This is a genomic window from Candidatus Berkelbacteria bacterium (genome assembly GCA_016432625.1).
Classification (GTDB): Bacteria; Patescibacteriota; UBA1384; order 2-12-FULL-50-11; family 2-12-FULL-50-11.
On sequence record CP066697.1, the window covers coordinates 417,816 to 433,405 of the forward strand.

General features: G+C 49.9%; 14 protein-coding genes. 11 read left to right on the forward strand and 3 right to left on the reverse strand.

Annotated elements, in window-relative coordinates; translation table 11 throughout:
- Positions 1 to 35: 35 nt before the first annotated feature.
- Positions 36 to 761 (reverse strand): lytic transglycosylase domain-containing protein, encoded by a 726-nt coding sequence (locus HY845_02470; protein ID QQG51407.1) that lies wholly within the window; start codon positions 759 to 761, stop codon positions 36 to 38.
- Positions 762 to 981: 220 nt separating this feature from the next.
- On the opposite strand from HY845_02470, the gene HY845_02475 reads away from it, so the two are divergent.
- The 7 genes from HY845_02475 to HY845_02505 all read left to right on the forward strand — a co-directional run bounded on the left by HY845_02475 (position 982) and on the right by HY845_02505 (position 8,878).
- A complete protein-coding gene (locus tag HY845_02475) occupies positions 982 to 1,314 on the forward strand; it encodes an HIT domain-containing protein (GenBank protein QQG51408.1) in 333 nt (110 codons plus the stop codon).
- A 484-nt stretch (positions 1,315 to 1,798) separates the two neighbouring features.
- Positions 1,799 to 2,020, forward strand: a complete 222-nt coding sequence (rpsU, locus tag HY845_02480) for a 30S ribosomal protein S21 (protein ID QQG51409.1) — start codon at positions 1,799 to 1,801, stop codon at positions 2,018 to 2,020.
- 2 nt (positions 2,021 to 2,022) lie between these two features.
- Positions 2,023 to 2,472 (forward strand): GatB/YqeY domain-containing protein, encoded by a 450-nt coding sequence (locus HY845_02485; protein QQG51410.1) that lies wholly within the window; start codon positions 2,023 to 2,025, stop codon positions 2,470 to 2,472.
- Positions 2,473 to 2,481: 9 nt separating this feature from the next.
- Complete coding sequence (ybeY, locus tag HY845_02490; GenBank protein QQG51411.1) at positions 2,482 to 2,847, forward strand: rRNA maturation RNase YbeY; 366 nt, start codon at positions 2,482 to 2,484, stop codon at positions 2,845 to 2,847.
- A gap of 40 nt (positions 2,848 to 2,887) precedes the next feature.
- A complete protein-coding gene (ftsA, locus tag HY845_02495) occupies positions 2,888 to 4,126 on the forward strand; it encodes a cell division protein FtsA (protein QQG51412.1) in 1,239 nt (412 codons plus the stop codon).
- Between the two features lie 33 nt (positions 4,127 to 4,159).
- Positions 4,160 to 5,443, forward strand: a complete 1,284-nt coding sequence (ftsZ, locus tag HY845_02500) for a cell division protein FtsZ (GenBank protein QQG51413.1) — start codon at positions 4,160 to 4,162, stop codon at positions 5,441 to 5,443.
- 207 nt (positions 5,444 to 5,650) lie between these two features.
- Positions 5,651 to 8,878 carry a vitamin B12-dependent ribonucleotide reductase gene (locus HY845_02505; GenBank protein ID QQG51414.1) on the forward strand — a complete coding sequence of 1,076 codons (3,228 nt, stop codon included), beginning with the start codon at positions 5,651 to 5,653 and terminating at the stop codon, positions 8,876 to 8,878.
- Between the two features lie 38 nt (positions 8,879 to 8,916).
- Here HY845_02505 and HY845_02510 read toward each other — a convergent pair whose 3' ends face one another.
- Positions 8,917 to 9,552 carry a phosphoribosylglycinamide formyltransferase gene (locus tag HY845_02510; protein ID QQG51415.1) on the reverse strand — a complete coding sequence of 212 codons (636 nt, stop codon included), beginning with the start codon at positions 9,550 to 9,552 and terminating at the stop codon, positions 8,917 to 8,919.
- An 86-nt stretch (positions 9,553 to 9,638) separates the two neighbouring features.
- Here HY845_02510 and HY845_02515 point away from each other — a divergent pair, with 86 nt between their 5' ends.
- From HY845_02515 to HY845_02525, 3 genes are all read left to right on the forward strand, one after another.
- Positions 9,639 to 10,187 (forward strand): cob(I)yrinic acid a,c-diamide adenosyltransferase, encoded by a 549-nt coding sequence (locus HY845_02515; protein ID QQG51416.1) that lies wholly within the window; start codon positions 9,639 to 9,641, stop codon positions 10,185 to 10,187.
- 253 nt (positions 10,188 to 10,440) lie between these two features.
- Positions 10,441 to 10,995: a hypothetical protein gene (locus HY845_02520; GenBank protein QQG51417.1), complete on the forward strand. Its 555-nt coding sequence runs from the start codon at positions 10,441 to 10,443 to the stop codon at positions 10,993 to 10,995.
- Between the two features lie 2 nt (positions 10,996 to 10,997).
- A complete protein-coding gene (locus HY845_02525) occupies positions 10,998 to 11,276 on the forward strand; it encodes a thioredoxin (GenBank protein ID QQG51418.1) in 279 nt (92 codons plus the stop codon).
- Here HY845_02525 and HY845_02530 read toward each other — a convergent pair.
- On the reverse strand, positions 11,273 to 14,257 hold the full coding sequence (locus tag HY845_02530) for an ATP-dependent helicase (protein ID QQG51419.1): 2,985 nt from the start codon (positions 14,255 to 14,257) through the stop codon (positions 11,273 to 11,275). The genes HY845_02525 and HY845_02530 overlap by 4 nt on opposite strands.
- Positions 14,258 to 14,873: 616 nt before the next feature.
- Between HY845_02530 and HY845_02535 the strand changes: the two genes are divergently transcribed.
- Complete coding sequence (locus HY845_02535) at positions 14,874 to 15,578, forward strand: RNA pseudouridine synthase (protein QQG51420.1); 705 nt, start codon at positions 14,874 to 14,876, stop codon at positions 15,576 to 15,578.
- Positions 15,579 to 15,590 lie beyond the last annotated feature (12 nt).

A 15,590-nucleotide genomic window follows, 5' to 3' on the forward strand; every position in this document is an offset into this window, starting at 1 on the left:
CCTCCTTGCGGAGGTCCTTTTGCTAACCAGTCGGCTTATAAGCCGGCCATTTTCAAGACCTGGTTTACATAGGTCGTTGAATGGTTGTAGGCGAACAGCGCTCGACGATAGTCACCACTTGAAGCACCGTTACGGGCTAAAAGCTTTGAGCTACCGTAGAGACAGTCGCGAGCATCGTTGATGTTCTTGACGCCGTCGCCGTTACCGTCCTCTTGATATGATCGCCAGGTGCCGGGCATAAACTGACACGGTCCACGAGCACCGACAGTGGAGCCGCCTTCGAAATACATTCGTTGGCCAGACTCAACTTTCCAAACCGCGAACAGAAGACTTGCAGGAATGCCGTATTTGGCAGCTGCTTGGCTTGCCAGGGCAAACTTGTCGTTATCTCCTAGTTCGGCCGGTTTAGACACCGTCGATTTAGACTGCGAGGCTTTTTTGGCCTCTCGCGCGACGCGAACACGGCGTTGATACTCAGATTCCTTAAGCTCAATCTGGACAGTTTTAACCGGAACATCAACGACTTTGTCGTTAAGGGCCAAGGTTAACTCAGACTCAAATTGAACGATCTCCGTTACCGGAGTTGGAACTTCTGTTGAGTAGGCAGCGGTCACAGCACCGACTGGAATAACCAGAGGTATTGTTAACGCCATCAACATTACGTTCTTAGCGCGCTGCAGTTTTTTAACGTTCTTTCGTACGACTTTCTTAACCCTCCCTATTTGCCGCACCGATTGACGGTGAAGCTGGGTTAAGTTCATCACTTCGTCCTAGCTACCCGAAAGCAACTAGAACTTTTATTTTCACTCCTTTACTTATGCCCACTTGGGGCGTACCTCCGGGTTACGCCTTTGCGCCAGTTACCTGACTTCTTATCCTTAAATAGGATAATAAAAAGGCTTCCCACAGAAGCGTCAACTATGATAACAGGTGTGAGTTTTTCAGTCAACCCTTTAGGGCGGTATTTGCTACAATCAACGCATGAACGATTGTTTGTTCTGCAAGATCATCCGCGAAGAGCTGGAGAGCAAAAAAGTGCTCGAAACTAGCCACTACGTGGCGTTCCACGATATTCACCCCAAAGCCCCAGTTCATGTATTAATTGTCCCCAAGCGTCACGTCGAGCGACCGGAAGAGCTTCGTGCTGACGAGATCCACGATATGTTAGTTGGTAGCGAGGAAGTCGCCCAAATCACAGGAGTCAAAGAATCGGGCTATCGTTTGTTATTCAATGTCGGCCAACACGCCGGACAAGAAATTGACCACGTTCATATGCACCTCATTGGTGGTACGGTTTCTAAAGCGTTGTATTAAGGAAAACCCCCCGCGGCCGCAGCGTTGGGGGGTGTCGTTTAATCCGTGATGTAGTCGCTCATGGCACGGTCCTGTGTAGAGCAACTCCCTTCGACACTCCGGGTGTGCCCAACCGCTTGAGGTGAGTTGGGGAACCTGTTCGAGTACTCTCGGATCTCCTACGAACATTGGTGGATCCAAAGTATCTTTAGCGCTCGGCCCAGTAGGGTATTGCTTCCTGCTTACCAAAGAACACGACAACTCTACCTTAAATCAGACAGAAAGTCAAGGTTCTAAGGGTGAAAAATGTAGTCGAAAAACCGCGAGCCATGCACCTGTGATGACAGGATCAGCGAGCGGTGTTTCCCCAGCCGCTGGGGCAGCGTGCAGGGGGTGGAGTGAAGAGGTAGGGGGACAGCTTCGCAACTCGGTCCCCCTACCTCTTCAAAGAGTCCGAGGTTACGCTTAACTTAAAGCAAATTTATTGCTACAATAATTCCTACATATGGAAGATCGTTACGAGCGCCGTTCGCGCGGTGAAGGTTCATCAAGTGGCCCGATGTCTGTCGAAGTAATGCTTCGCCGCTTTTTCCGTGACGTCCAACAGTCGGAGATCATGACCGAGATCAAAAAACGCCGATTCTTCGAGAAGAAAACATCCCGCAATAAACGTCGCGCCGTTGCTCAAGTGCGCGCCGTCCGCCGCAAAACCAAACGCGGCTACTAACTATGATCGAACGCATTGAAGCAGAACTGCTTGAAGCCATGAAGAGCGGGGATACATCTAAGCGCGAGACATTGCGCATGCTCAAATCTTCTTTGAAAAACGCCGAGATCGAAAAGGGGACTGAGCTTGGCGACGAAGAGGTTATTTCTGTTATTCAAAAGGAGGTTAAGCGACGTAAAGAAGCCTTCCAGTCTTATCAGGACGCCGGCCGGCCAGAACAGGCCAAACTCGAAGAGGAAGAAGCGACGATTCTTGGCGCCTACTTGCCAGAACAGATGTCGGAAAGTGATCTTCGAGCCTTGATAAGCGAGTACTTAGCTAAAAACCCTGTTGCCCCCAACGAAATCGGCAAAGCCATGGGAGCTTTGAGCGCTGAACTTAAGGGCAAGGCTGACATGGGCCTGGTTTCACGATTGGTTCGAGAACTTGTTACCGGTACCGGCACAGCGTAAGGTAAGCCCATGGGGCAAGCAGCCGAGTTTACATTTACTAACGAGACCGGCGCTACTATCAACGAGGCAGAAATTCGAAACCATCTTCAGTTAATCTTGCGGCGATTAGATTACCCTGTTAAATTTAAAGCTGAAGTAGTATTTGTGGGGGACGAGAAAATAACAACGCTTAACGCCAAGTTTCGAGAACAAAATAACGCAACAGACGTTTTGAGTTTTGCTGATCCGGAAGGCTCAGAATCACTCGGTTCTATTGTGATCAGTCTCGAGACCGCAGATCGCCAGGCCAAAGAAGCCGCCGTACCGCTTGAAACAGAAGTCAAAACCCTCGCCGGCCATGGGCTGCTACATCTACTGGGTTACGATCATAAATAACCATGAAACGAGGGGGAATGCCTGAACAGGTAGGGGAGCGATGACACGGGACAACTTAATCGTTGGCGTTGACATTGGCACCTCTAAAATAGCCGTCTGTGTTGGCACGATGAACGAAGGCGTCATGCATATCGTCGGCGTCGCTTCTGTTAACCATAACGGTCTGCGTAAAGGCGTAGTTACCGATATTGAAGAAACGGTCTCGGCCCTGTCACATGCCTTAGAAGAAGCAGAACGGATGGCTGGTTCAAGTTTGGCACATGCCTACATCGGCGTCAGCGGTAACCATATCGAAACAATGCCCGCCAAGGGCGTGGTAGCTGTTTCCAAACCTAACGGCGAGATCGACGCTAGCGATGTGGCGCGAGTTATTGATGCCGCTAAAACTGTTGCCCTGCCGCAAAATCGTGAACTGATTCACGTTTTTCCACATCACTTTGTCGTTGATGGCCACGAAGACGTTCGTGACCCGATCGGTATGAACGGCATCAGGCTTGAAGTGGAAGCGCTAATAATCAGTAGCTCCGCCTCTGCTTTACGTAACTTGATTAAAACTGTTGATCAAGCCGGACTAGAAATTGACGGCGTCATTTTCGCGCCGCTTGCGACCGCCAAAGCCATCACCACTAAATCGCAGCGTGAGACGGGCGTTGTGGTAATCGATCTTGGCGCTGGCTCAACTAATATGGCTGTTTTTGAGGAGGGCGAGCTGCTCCACGCCGCGAGTCTCCCGATCGGCTCTAAACATATCACTAATGATATTGCGATCGGTTTACGTAAGAATCTGGACGTCGCTGAGGCGATCAAGCTTAAATACGGCTCGTGCATCCCAGAGAATATCCGCGAGACCGAAACAATCAACCTTTCGGTGCTTGATCCAGCTGAAGATGAGAAAGTTTCTCGCCGTCACGTCGCCGAAATTATCGAGGCACGTATTAGTGAGATTTTCCAAATGGTTAAAGAAGAGCTGCAAAGAATTGGCAAAGACGGTTTATTGCCAGCCGGCGCTGTATTTACAGGTGCGGGCGCTAGTCTTGAAGACCTCTGCGAACAGGCTCGAAAACAGCTACGTCTTCCCGCTGAATTAGGGTTTCCGACAGCTCAAATGAGCGGCATGATTGACAAAATTGACAATCCAATCTACGCTACCAGCGTTGGACTGGTTCTCTGGGGAATGGATGAGGGGCAGGGAGCGACTCCTAGAACATTGCTAGACTTTGGAAAATTAGGAGGGGTGTTAGATAGGTTCCGAGGAATACTTCGGAACTTTACGAATTGACCGAAGTACGCTACAAATCTCTTAATTTAACCTATGGATAAAGAAAGCTTAGACACTCTTGCAAATATTAAAGTCTGCGGTGTTGGTGGTTCCGGCGGAAATGCAGTCGCCCGAATGATCGCCGCTCGAGTTCGTGGTGTCGAATTTATTGCGATCAATACTGACGCCCAAGCGCTAATCAATAACCCAGCGCCGACCAAGGTTCAGATCGGCAAAGAAACCACTCGTGGCTTAGGTGCCGGTGCTGATATTGAAATTGGACGCAAGAGCGCCGAAGAGAATAAAGATGAGATTTACGAGGTCCTAAAAGGGGCCGATATGGTTTTCGTTACTTACGGAGCCGGTGGCGGTACTGGTACGGGCGCAGCGCCGTTGGTTGCTCAAATCGCTAAAGAATTAGGCGCGTTGACTGTCGGCGTTGTCACCAAACCGTTCAGTTTTGAGGGATTGCGCCGCAAGAAAATGGCCGAGATCGGCATCGAAGAGTTGCGCGACAAGGTTGATACGCTAATCACTATCCCTAACGACCGCTTGCTGCAGGTCATCGACAAGAAAACCTCGCTCCCTGACGCCTTTGGAATCGTCGACGATATCCTTCGCCAAGGTGTTCAGGGTATTTCAGATCTTATTATCGTGCCGGGTATTATTAACGTCGACTTTGCTGACGTTCGTACTATCATGCATGACGCCGGCTCCGCCCTCATGGGTATCGGCCGCGCTTCAGGAGAGAACCGAGCGATTGAGGCTGCGCGCCAAGCCATCGACTCACCGCTGCTTGAGCTTTCAATCGACGGCGCTATGGGTATCCTTTATAACATCACCGGCGGCCCTGATATGACGATGTATGAGGTCGAGGAAGCCTCAAAAGCCATTACTGAAGCCGCTCACCCTGAAGCCAACATTATCTTCGGAGCAATTGTTGACGACGCGATGTCTGGTGAGATCAAGATCACGGTCATCGCCACAGGTTTTGAATCTGAAATGGCTAAACAGCCGCCTAAACGCCGCACTATTGATGAAGGAATGGGCATGGGCATTAGGCCAGCAGCGCCGACTCAGGGAACTGGCGGCTTCACATCGGTGCCGTTCTTTGGATCCTCAAACCAACCGACGAACACCCCGAGCTCACCGATGGATTACGAGCCTATGATCGATACCAGGCCGACCAATCGCCCGGAGCGCGACACTCGCTCACCGTTTGGCAACCGCCAGGAACCTAAAGCCGAACCAGATCGAACAGAAGCGCCGCCTCCAAAAGATAAAGACTCAGATGACGAGTTCGACGTCCCCGCGTTCATCAGGAGAAAATTACGTTAGTAATTTCGAGTGATCGAGCGAACGCGAGAATCAGACGCAAACTTCGCTAACTCCCGAACTTAAGCCGTACAATATCCGAACAAACGCTAAAATTGAACCATATGTAGCTATTGCCCTTGACAGCCGTACGTTTAGACGTCAAAAGTGGAAGAGTCGGCACTAAAGATGCCCGCAAGGGGGCGAACAATTTTGTTTTAAAGGGGGAAGATGGCCAAACAGAAAGACAAGTTTCATGATATTGCGCTGAAGCCAGTGGAGATTTCGGTTGATCTGTCAGACAGAGAGGGTAAGCCAAGCAAAGGCCTCAAACTTAACCGCCACTTTACCAAGAAGGGTAAAGATATATACGCCGACATTACCTGGGATAAGCGGACTTCCATCATTACTGACGAAAAGGGTAACCTAATCTCCCAGATTAACGACCTCGAGACACCAAGCACCTGGAGTCAACTCGCGACCGACATCTTAGCTTATAAGTATTTACGCAAAGCCGGCGTGCCTACTCCCGAGGGCCGCGAAACCAGCGCCAAGCAGGCCGTTTACCGCATAGCACACAGCTTTGCCGATTTCGGCGAGAAGTTTGGTTATTTCGCTTCCAAAGACGACCGTATGACTTTTGAGGAAGAGTTGAGTTATCTGTTAATCACTCAGCGAGCCGCCTTTAACTCTCCTGTGTGGTTCAATGTCGGCCTGCATCATCAATACGGCATTCAAGGGCAGGGTGGGGGATTCTATTGGAATTTCGCCGAAGAGAAAGTGCTCGAAACTGAAACCGCTTATCGCAACCCTCAATGTTCGGCCTGCTTTATCTTGGCCGTTAGAGACTCCTTACCAGACATTTTTGAACTGATTAAGACCGAATCGCATATCTTTAAGTATGGTTCCGGCTCCGGTGCCAACTTCGCCCCTTTACGCAGCCGCTTCGAGAAGCTCTCCGGCGGCGGTAAATCATCCGGCATGATGAGTTTCCTCAAGGTCTTCGACCGAGCGGCCGACTCTGTTAAGAGTGGCGGTACGACTCGCCGTGCAGCCAAGATGGTTGTTGTCGATCTGGATCACCCAGAGATTGAGGACTTCATTAACTGGAAGGTTCGTGAGGAACGCAAAGTCCAAGCAATGATTGAGGCCGGTTATCCATCTGATTTTAACGGTGAGGCCTACGGCACTGTTTCTGGCCAAAATTCTAATAACTCAGTGCGCGTGACGGATGAGTTTATGAAAGCCGTCGAAAATGATGGTGAGTGGTCAACTCGCACTCGCACTAACGGCGACATCTACAAAACCTACAAGGCCCGTGAACTAATGGATATGATCGCTAAAGCCGCTTGGCAGTGCGCCGATCCAGGAATGCAGTTCGACACTACCGTTAATGAGTGGCATACCTGCCCCAATACTAACCGTATTAACGCCTCAAACCCGTGTAGTGAGTATATGTTCCTCGATGACTCGGCCTGTAACCTAGCTTCAATTAACGTTGCGAAATTTGTTGATGAAGCTGGTAATTTCGACATTGCCGGTTATCGTCACGCCTGCCGCACGGTCTTTATCGGTCAAGAAATTGCCGTTGATTTCTCGGCGTACCCAACTAAAGCCATTGCCCAAAATAGTCACGACTACCGCCCGCTAGGACTAGGCTATGCCAACCTCGGCACCCTACTGATGCTACGAGGCGTCCCGTACGACTCTGAACAAGGCCGAGCTATCGCTGGGGCCTTAACGGCTATAATGTGCGGCCACGCCTACAAAACTAGCGCCGAGATCGCCGCCGTCAAAGGGCCGTTCAACGGTTACGCAAAAAATCGTGCCCCAATGTTAAACGTTATGCGTAAACACCGGGCAGCTGCTTACCGGCTTGACGAAAAAGCTTGTCCAAACGATATCTTAGAAGCCGCCAGGCAAGATTGGGACGAAGCCGTGGCGCTTGGCGAGCAATTCGGCTACCGCAACGCCCAAGCTACAGTCATCGCGCCGACGGGAACAATCGGCCTACTAATGGACTGCGATACTACCGGCATCGAACCCGACTTCGCCCTAGTTAAATATAAAAAGCTCGCCGGCGGTGGCGGTATGAAAATTGTTAACAACGCCGTAACTCGCGCTTTGGCAAATCTTGGTTACACGCCCGAGCAACAGAAAGACATCCTGACTTACGCTCTCGGCAACGGCACCCTAAACAGCGAGACGCCGATTAATCGTTCGTCCCTGCTCGCTAAAGGATTAACTGAGGACGAAATTGCTGCTGTGGAGCGTAATTTGCCAGCTGCTTTTGATATCCGACACTCTTTCAACCGCTACGTTGTTGGAGACGCAGCAATGGAGCGCCTTGGCGTTACCAGTGAAGATGAGGCTGATCCAGGATTTTCTCTTCTAAATAAACTTGGTTTCAGCGAGATTGAGATCGAGCAAACAAACCAAGTTATCTGTGGCACACAGATGCTTGAAGGTGCGCCCCATCTTAAAGAAGAGCATTATCAAGTGTTCGACTGCGCCAATAAATGCGGCGCTCACGGTACTCGTTTCTTGAGCCCAATGTCACACGTTAAGATGATGGCCGCTGTTCAGCCGTTTATTTCCGGTGCCATCTCTAAAACCATCAACATGCCGCATGAAGCCACCGTGGAGGAAGTGAAGGACGTTTACATGCAATCGTGGAAGCTCGGCGTCAAGGCCATGGCCCTGTACCGCGACGGCTCTAAACTTAGCCAGCCGCTGAACGTTCAAAAGAAAAAAGACGAGGACAAGCCCGAGGCAGTTGAGACGCCCGCGGCTGGTATCTTTGTGCCACGGCGCCGCCGTTTGCCTGACGAGCGCAAAGCCGTGACACATAAATTCAACGTTGGTGGCCACGAAGGCTATCTAACGCTCGGATTCTTCGAGGACGGCACCCTGGGCGAGATCTTCATTACCATGTCCAAACAAGGCAGCCTTATCTCCGGGCTGATGGATGCCTGGGCCGCAACGCTATCCGTGGCGATGCAGTACGGAGTACCAGCCTCAACTTGGGTGCGTAAGTTCATGAACGCCCGGTTTGAGCCGTCTGGCTTCACTAAGAACCCTCAAATCAGGATTGCGAAGTCGATCATTGATTATGTCGCGCGTTACATTGGCTTGAAATGTTTGACGCCAGAGGAGCAGTACGAACTTGGCCTAATTAACGAAGCGCCTAATCTTGTAAGTGACAGCGCTCCCAGCGTCAACACTACCGCACCCGTAGTGGAACAGGTTACTCAAGAGGAAGCCGCACCAACCAGCGAGCCCCTAATCTCACCGGTATCAGCTCCGAGTAATCAAGCCGAGCTGCCGATCGTGGATGGGGAAAAATCTAAATCAAGTGACGCACCAATTTGTGCGAAATGTGGCAGCTTAATGCGGATGAAAACCGGCTCTTGCTACACCTGCACTAACTGCGGCAATACTTCCGGCGGCTGCGGATAGGGGATACGAAGGAAGCTCACTGGACCAAACAGTGAGCTTCAGATCAGGTTGTAGTTGTCCGGAAACTCTACGGGAGAATTTAGGTCTCCATCCCATTGAATTTGGCTCCGAACAACGAGATCTGTGACGAGAGGCTGAAACACCAGCTCTGTTTCATTGACCCGCTTCTGGAGAGTTTCTGCCGTGTCAGTAGGCAGAATCTCAACCGGAATCCGGCAAATGGCAGGACCTTCGTCGTACCTGGGCGTGACGAAGTGCATCGTCACGGCGGATTTAGTCAGGCGATGAGCCTTGTACGCCTCAATGACAGCCTCATGAACGTGGTGCCCATACATTCCCTTACCACCAAATTCAGGAAGTGGCCCAGGATGAATATTGAGCGTTCGACTGGGGGCAAAACCTCCAAAGGGCTTGAGCCACCCAGAGAGCGCCACCCAATCTGGATCAAAATGGCGCAGAACCGATCCGTAGCCCTCGTCGTCGTAAGGTCCAGCAAAGTGTCGAAACTCAACTCCGAGCCGGTGCGCTCGCTCGAAGACACCGCCATGAGCGTGATTAGAGACAACGCCGACAATCCCAGCCGACAGCTTCCCTGACCGGGAGGCAACGACCAGATTCTCAAAACCGCTGCCGCCAGACACGGCAGTACCACTGGCGAAAACCAACAATTTCACGGAACACCTCCTAAAGCTTAGTAACAATAACGTTGATAGTTAGCAACTAGCTTGGTAATAAAAGATACAACTGTTAAAAATAAGTAATGAAGATCTACACGCGAGCAGGCGACGGGGGAGAGACGGGCTTGCCGGGCGGCAGGCGACTTAAGAAAACCGACGAGGTATTCAAATGCCTCGGAGATTTGGACGAGGCTAACGCAGGTCTGGGTTTGGCCATTAGCCAAATAGACGCCGAAAATCTGAAATTTCCCGTCCAACAGCTGTACGAACTTCAGTCTAATTTACTGTCGATTGGCGCCTTGATCGCCTCAGACGACCCATTACGAAGCCCAATATTAAAGCGTCTAGACAAGTTAACCGACAAGCTAGAATCGCAGATTGACGATTGGGATAAAAGGCTACCGCCGCTGAAGAATTTTATTTTGCCCGGCGGCTCACAATCGGGCGCTAGTCTACACTTCTGCCGCACTTTAATTCGCCGCGCTGAGCGTTCGTATCAAGCGTTAACGGACGAAAAAGTAAAGATTATTGTCGTTGGTCGTTATTTAAACCGCCTTAGTGACTACTTATTCCAAGCGGCTCGCTTCGCCAATCATCTAGCAAATTATCGTGAACAAATCTGGCAGCAATAGCTGTAAGATTCGCCATTAAAACCCTTGACTCTAATAATCAGGTTTGGTACTATGCCAGCGTAAATTAAAAGGTCTGAAATCTTCCTGTGTCGCTGGAAGTATCGGTTAAGTTTGCCGAGATAGCCCCCTCCCGTCTCGACAGCTTGCCGGTACTTTTAGCAACACAGCCTAAAAAGACCTCCCTCGCGGAGGTCTTTTTAGTTGGGGGAAGGATGCTTGTGATTTTTTAGCGAGTCGGTATGCTGGAAACTACATGTCTGCGACTACTCAACTCGGAAAACCATCGGCGCTAGCGCTTATTGTAATATCAGTTATTGGCCGTCTGATTCCGCACCCAGCCAACTTTACGCCGCTCGGCGCCACAGCACTTTTTGGCGGCTCCAAACTGGAGCGCCCCTGGAATTATTTGGCACCACTTTTCGTGCTGTTCGTAACAGACCTAATCATCGGACTGCACGGCACAATGCCCTACGTGTACGGCGCATTCGTCTTAAACGTTTGGTTAGGCGAGAGGCTTCTTAGTAAACGTCCTAAAATGTTGCGGGTAGCCGGAGTTGGCCTAACGGGAGCGGTGATGTTTTTCATCATCAGCAATTTCGGAGTCTGGATGGAGGGAGTGCTCTACCCGAAAACTTTGCTCGGCCTTATCGATTGTTATATTGCCGCCCTGCCTTTCTTCACTAACACATTAGCCGGTGATTTAATCTTTGCAGTTAGCTTCTTTGCCCTGTATCAATTTGCCGAAAATCGCTCGCTGACACAAAAATTTGACAAAACTGTTGTCGAATGGCTAGTTGTAAATAGATGAGTATGGTCAAACTTCTAGATTTTTGGGCAGCTTGGTGTGGTCCGTGTAAGATAATGAACCCGATTATTGAAGAGATCGAGAAAGAGTTTGTTGGCAAGATCGTTATCGAAAAAGTTGATGTGGATGCAGCCGAGAATCAACAGAAAGTGCAGGATTACCAAGTCGGGGCAATGCCTACCTACATCATTGAGGCTAACGGGGAAGTAGTTGAACAATTCATCGGGGCGCAACCAAAATCCACTTTAGTTAAAGCTCTGAATCACGCGCTCGAAAACAACTAGGATAATTCTGAGAAGATTTCACAGAGTTCGCAGCCTTGGTCAAACGAATCGCGAGCGTGGATAAATGTGTCAGCGGCAAGGATCTTTTCGTAAGTTTCTTTGACGTCTTTGGCAAGGCTGTCAATTTCGTCGTTTGTGATTCGAAAGGGTTCTTCACGGAAAGTGTGCTTGTCGTCCAGAAACTTTAGAGCGAACTCAGCGGCGTGATACGGGAAATGCCGATCTTCGCGAGCGAGTAACGCATAAAATACTAACTGCTCTTTCAACTTGCCGTCTGATGACTTCGTCTGTCCCTCAATTTGAGAACGAGTTTTCGCCTGAGCGCCAGTCTTATAGTCGACGACCTTAACTGTTCGAGCAAGCGGATCGATAATATCAAGTCGGTCGTACTTACCGCTAACCCAAATCGAATCTAACATCACGTGGTGACTCGCAAAACTATACTCTACGCCGACAGGTGGTAATTCGTCTTTTGTTTTAACGTGGAGGTAGTACTCCTCAAGAAGATTTTTAGCCTGAGTAATAATTGCCGTCTTGCCGCGGAAGAACTCAAAATGCCGCGAAGCTTGTTCACAATAATTTAGTAGAGCAGTTTTAGTTGGAAGGGTTTTACGCGTTCGAAATTGTTTATAGAACAGCTCCAGAGCGCGATGCAGAATATCGCCGTAAATTAAACGCGGGTCGGGGCGGCTCGGAAAGCGTAGGACAGATTTTAATAGATATTGTTTAGGACAGGTTTTATATGTCTCATAATCCGTGAACGTAAATGGTTTTTCTCGAATTAATTCGCGGATAACTTTCTTCTCTTCATTACGAACGAAAACCGCTTGGTTAGGAGTAATTGCGGTAGTAAGAATTTCATTAGCCTGCGAGACGCTTGGCTCATACGACTCTCTTTCTAGGTGCGACTCAACTTCGGAGACGAACTGACTCGGTAGGACCTCACGACCCTCCTCATCGTATTTAGAGTAGCTTAAGTACAATTGATTCTTGGCGCGGGTCATCGCCACATAGAAAAGTCGGCGCTCGTCTTCAATCGGCGATTCATCCCAATCGTCTAGATTAACAATTGATCCTGGAAGCTTGATGAGCTCTCGTTTGCCGCGATCGTTCCAAGATTTCGTACTAACGTTTGGCAGAAAAACCGTGTCAAATTCTAAGCCTTTAGCGCCATGAACGGTATTCACAAAAACCCCTTCAACTTTAGGCCCGAGGCGGTGAACTGGTAGCCGGACACGATATTGACGCAGCAAGTCTATGTAGTCCAAAAACTCTTCCAGCCCACTTCCTGGGTTTTGAATACTGAAACGTTTCGCTTCGTTGATAAATGCTTTAATGATTTCCAGGCGCTCTAAAGCGTCTCTTTGTTGACTTACTTCTTTTAGGATTCTCGAAGACGAAATGATCTCCTCAAAGAATTCCGGCAGGCTTAGCATTCGCACCCGTTGCTGATAGTTGCCTAGCGTCTCGAGTGCTGCGCGCAACGTCTTGTTTTCTTTAGCACTAAGCGCGAGAAAATCGATAGCCTTCTGCCACGACTTAGTTTCGTGGAAAGCACGTGCCAGACGGGCCAGAACGATAGGGGAGAGTGTGGTGATTAAATTCAGCGCTGGGGCAACGTAGATTGGGTCACTCATATCATTAATGGCCCTTAGCAGACCAACGATCTGACGTACATCTGGCTCGTTCATTAAATTAGTGCTTTCAACGCCAGCTACTGAGATGCCACTTTTTGCCGCAAATTCGCGGAAACTCTTTACTTCGTCGTTACGCCTAAGGAGTACAGCGACTTCTTGAGGGGGCAGATTTTTATCGAAGCGCTTTTTAATTTGCGCTACTATCCACGCGTATTGCGCTTCCGCCGAGGCAGTATTTATAAGTTTCAGTTCAGACTTATCGTTACTACGTGTTGGTGAAAGTATCGTCTTAAGTTCTGGCAAGAACCTAGTTAGTTGATAATTATTACGGTTAATTAACGCCGTGGACGCATCTAGGATTCGTTTAGCGCTACGATAATTTTCCGTTAGGCTGATAACTTTTAGCGCTGGGTATTTCCTAACAAAGCGAAGCATGTTGGCAACGGAAGCGCCCTGAAATCGATAGATAGCTTGCTTGTCATCGCCGACAACACAAAGGTTGGGGTTGGGGAAAAATTCGGCTAGTGATTCGACGAGTGAATTTTGGGCGTTGTTAGTATCTTGATACTCATCAACCAAAAAGTACTGAAATCGTTCCTGGTAGTACGCTATGACGTCCGCTTCCTCCTGCAGGCCCTGTACGGCAAAGATTATCATATCCTCATAGTCATAGAGGTTTCGTCTTTTTAATTCCTTCTGATAGGCAGCGTAAACTCGTGATAGCTCAACGTTCAATGCTTCAGCGCGCTTTATAGCCTGACGCTGCAATTCAGTGATTCTCTTCGCGGTTAACTTACTCTTAGCTTCCTTGCGGGCAAGTTGAGCAAGTGTTTCAGGTAAAACGTTTTCTTGTTTGGCCTTACGGATTGCTTCGGCGATGCTCGGAACGTGAAAGGTCGGTGCCCGAACTGGTCGAAGGGCAATTAGCGAGGTATCGTGCTCAACAATACGGTGGATAATCTGCAGGCGTTCCAATTCGCCGACCTGCATCGCTTCAACGGCAAAACCGAAGACGTAGGGGAATGTGGTGATGACTTCATTCGCAAACCCATGGAAGGTCGCCACCGTGACTTGGTAAGCGTCTGAACCAATAATCTTTTCTAACCGACTCCTTAAGGCCGTGACGCCCGCTTCAGTAAAGGTGAGCGCTAGGATATTGCGGGCATTAAGTTGGGTCTGGTTAAGAATCTCAGCAATACGCATTGCCACGACCTGGGTTTTGCCGGTTCCCGGGCCGGCCACGACCATAACCGGGCCTTCGATCGTCCGAACGGCTTTTTTTTGCGCCGGATTAAGACGGGCGAATTCGCGTTCGAAAACCTGGTTCTTTTTTGCTGTATTCATCAGGGTCAGACTACCGAGTTTGCCTAGTAATGCCAAGTGAAATAAGCGGGCGGCCTCGTAGGCTTGGCAGAAGACCCAAGGGATGGTAAGATTGCTCTTACAACGTTAAGGTTGTGGCTTTCTTCCTTCGGGAAGGGCGCAGCACCTGACAGTTCGGATCGATCATAGGCAAGGAGTGCAGCTCTCTCTTGACCCGTACTCGCCTCGAAAGAGATGGAGATTAGGTTGGCAACTGCACACTTCCCTTTATGGCGGTTTAGCGCTTCAAGCGCTCTCGACGGTAGCTTCGGATTGGCCGACTGCTGTTTCAGTTAGGGCAGGCGAAAGCTTCCCTTCAACCGCCCGCTATGGCGCCGTGCTTCTCCTGTTGCGGGAAGGGGCCTCCAAAGGCGCTACCAACGAAACCGCTGCCTCCTGGGCAAACGAAGCCGTTGGACTTGAATCGATCATCGATCCGCCGCGTCCGAGTGGGACTGGGCAACCGTCGGCCTGTCCGACACTTAGCCCCTCCCCTCGACGCGGGACCGCTCCCAAGACCCTGACGGCCTGGACCCTTCAACCACGAAGAGCCCAACGCCGTCGGGGCTTCTTCATATAATTAGGGTAAAATGCACCTATGAAACCCGCCATAATCGCCGAAACAAACGACTACCTCGTCATTAATAAGCCAGCCGGTATGGCGACTGAGCCGCCATCTGACAGACCCACGCTACGCGATTGGCTAATTGAGGCGGGGCAGATAAGAGCAGGGGAGTGGGCGGAAGATAAAAGATGCGGCGTTGTTCACCGGCTCGACACCGACACCTCAGGCGTAATTCTGTGGGCCAAAAGCGAATCGGCACAAGCATCCTTGCAACAGCTGTGGCAGGGGAGACAGGTTAAAAAGACTTATCTTGCCCTCGTGGCTGGCCGTAGCGAGCAAACGGGCGTCATTGAGGCCGCCATAGAACGTGACAACCGTAACGATCGACAACGCGTTACACATTTACCGACCACTAAAAGCCGAAGCGCTATTACAGAATATAAAACGCTGGGACACGCAAAAGTGGGGGAGAGGGAAGTGAGCTTAATATCCGCTCACCCGATTACCGGGCGAACTCATCAAATACGTGTCCACCTAAAATCGATCGGCCACCCAATAATTGGTGACAAACTCTACGGCGAGAAGTCTTCAGACGAAATTTCTAGAACCTTGGGTTTAAAACGGCAATTCCTTCATGCCTTTAGTCTCGAATTACCAGATAACAAAACCTATCAAGCGAATTTGCCGTCGGAACTCACAGAACCTTTGAGAGTACTCGACCTTCTTGGTAAAATATAACTCACCACTAAA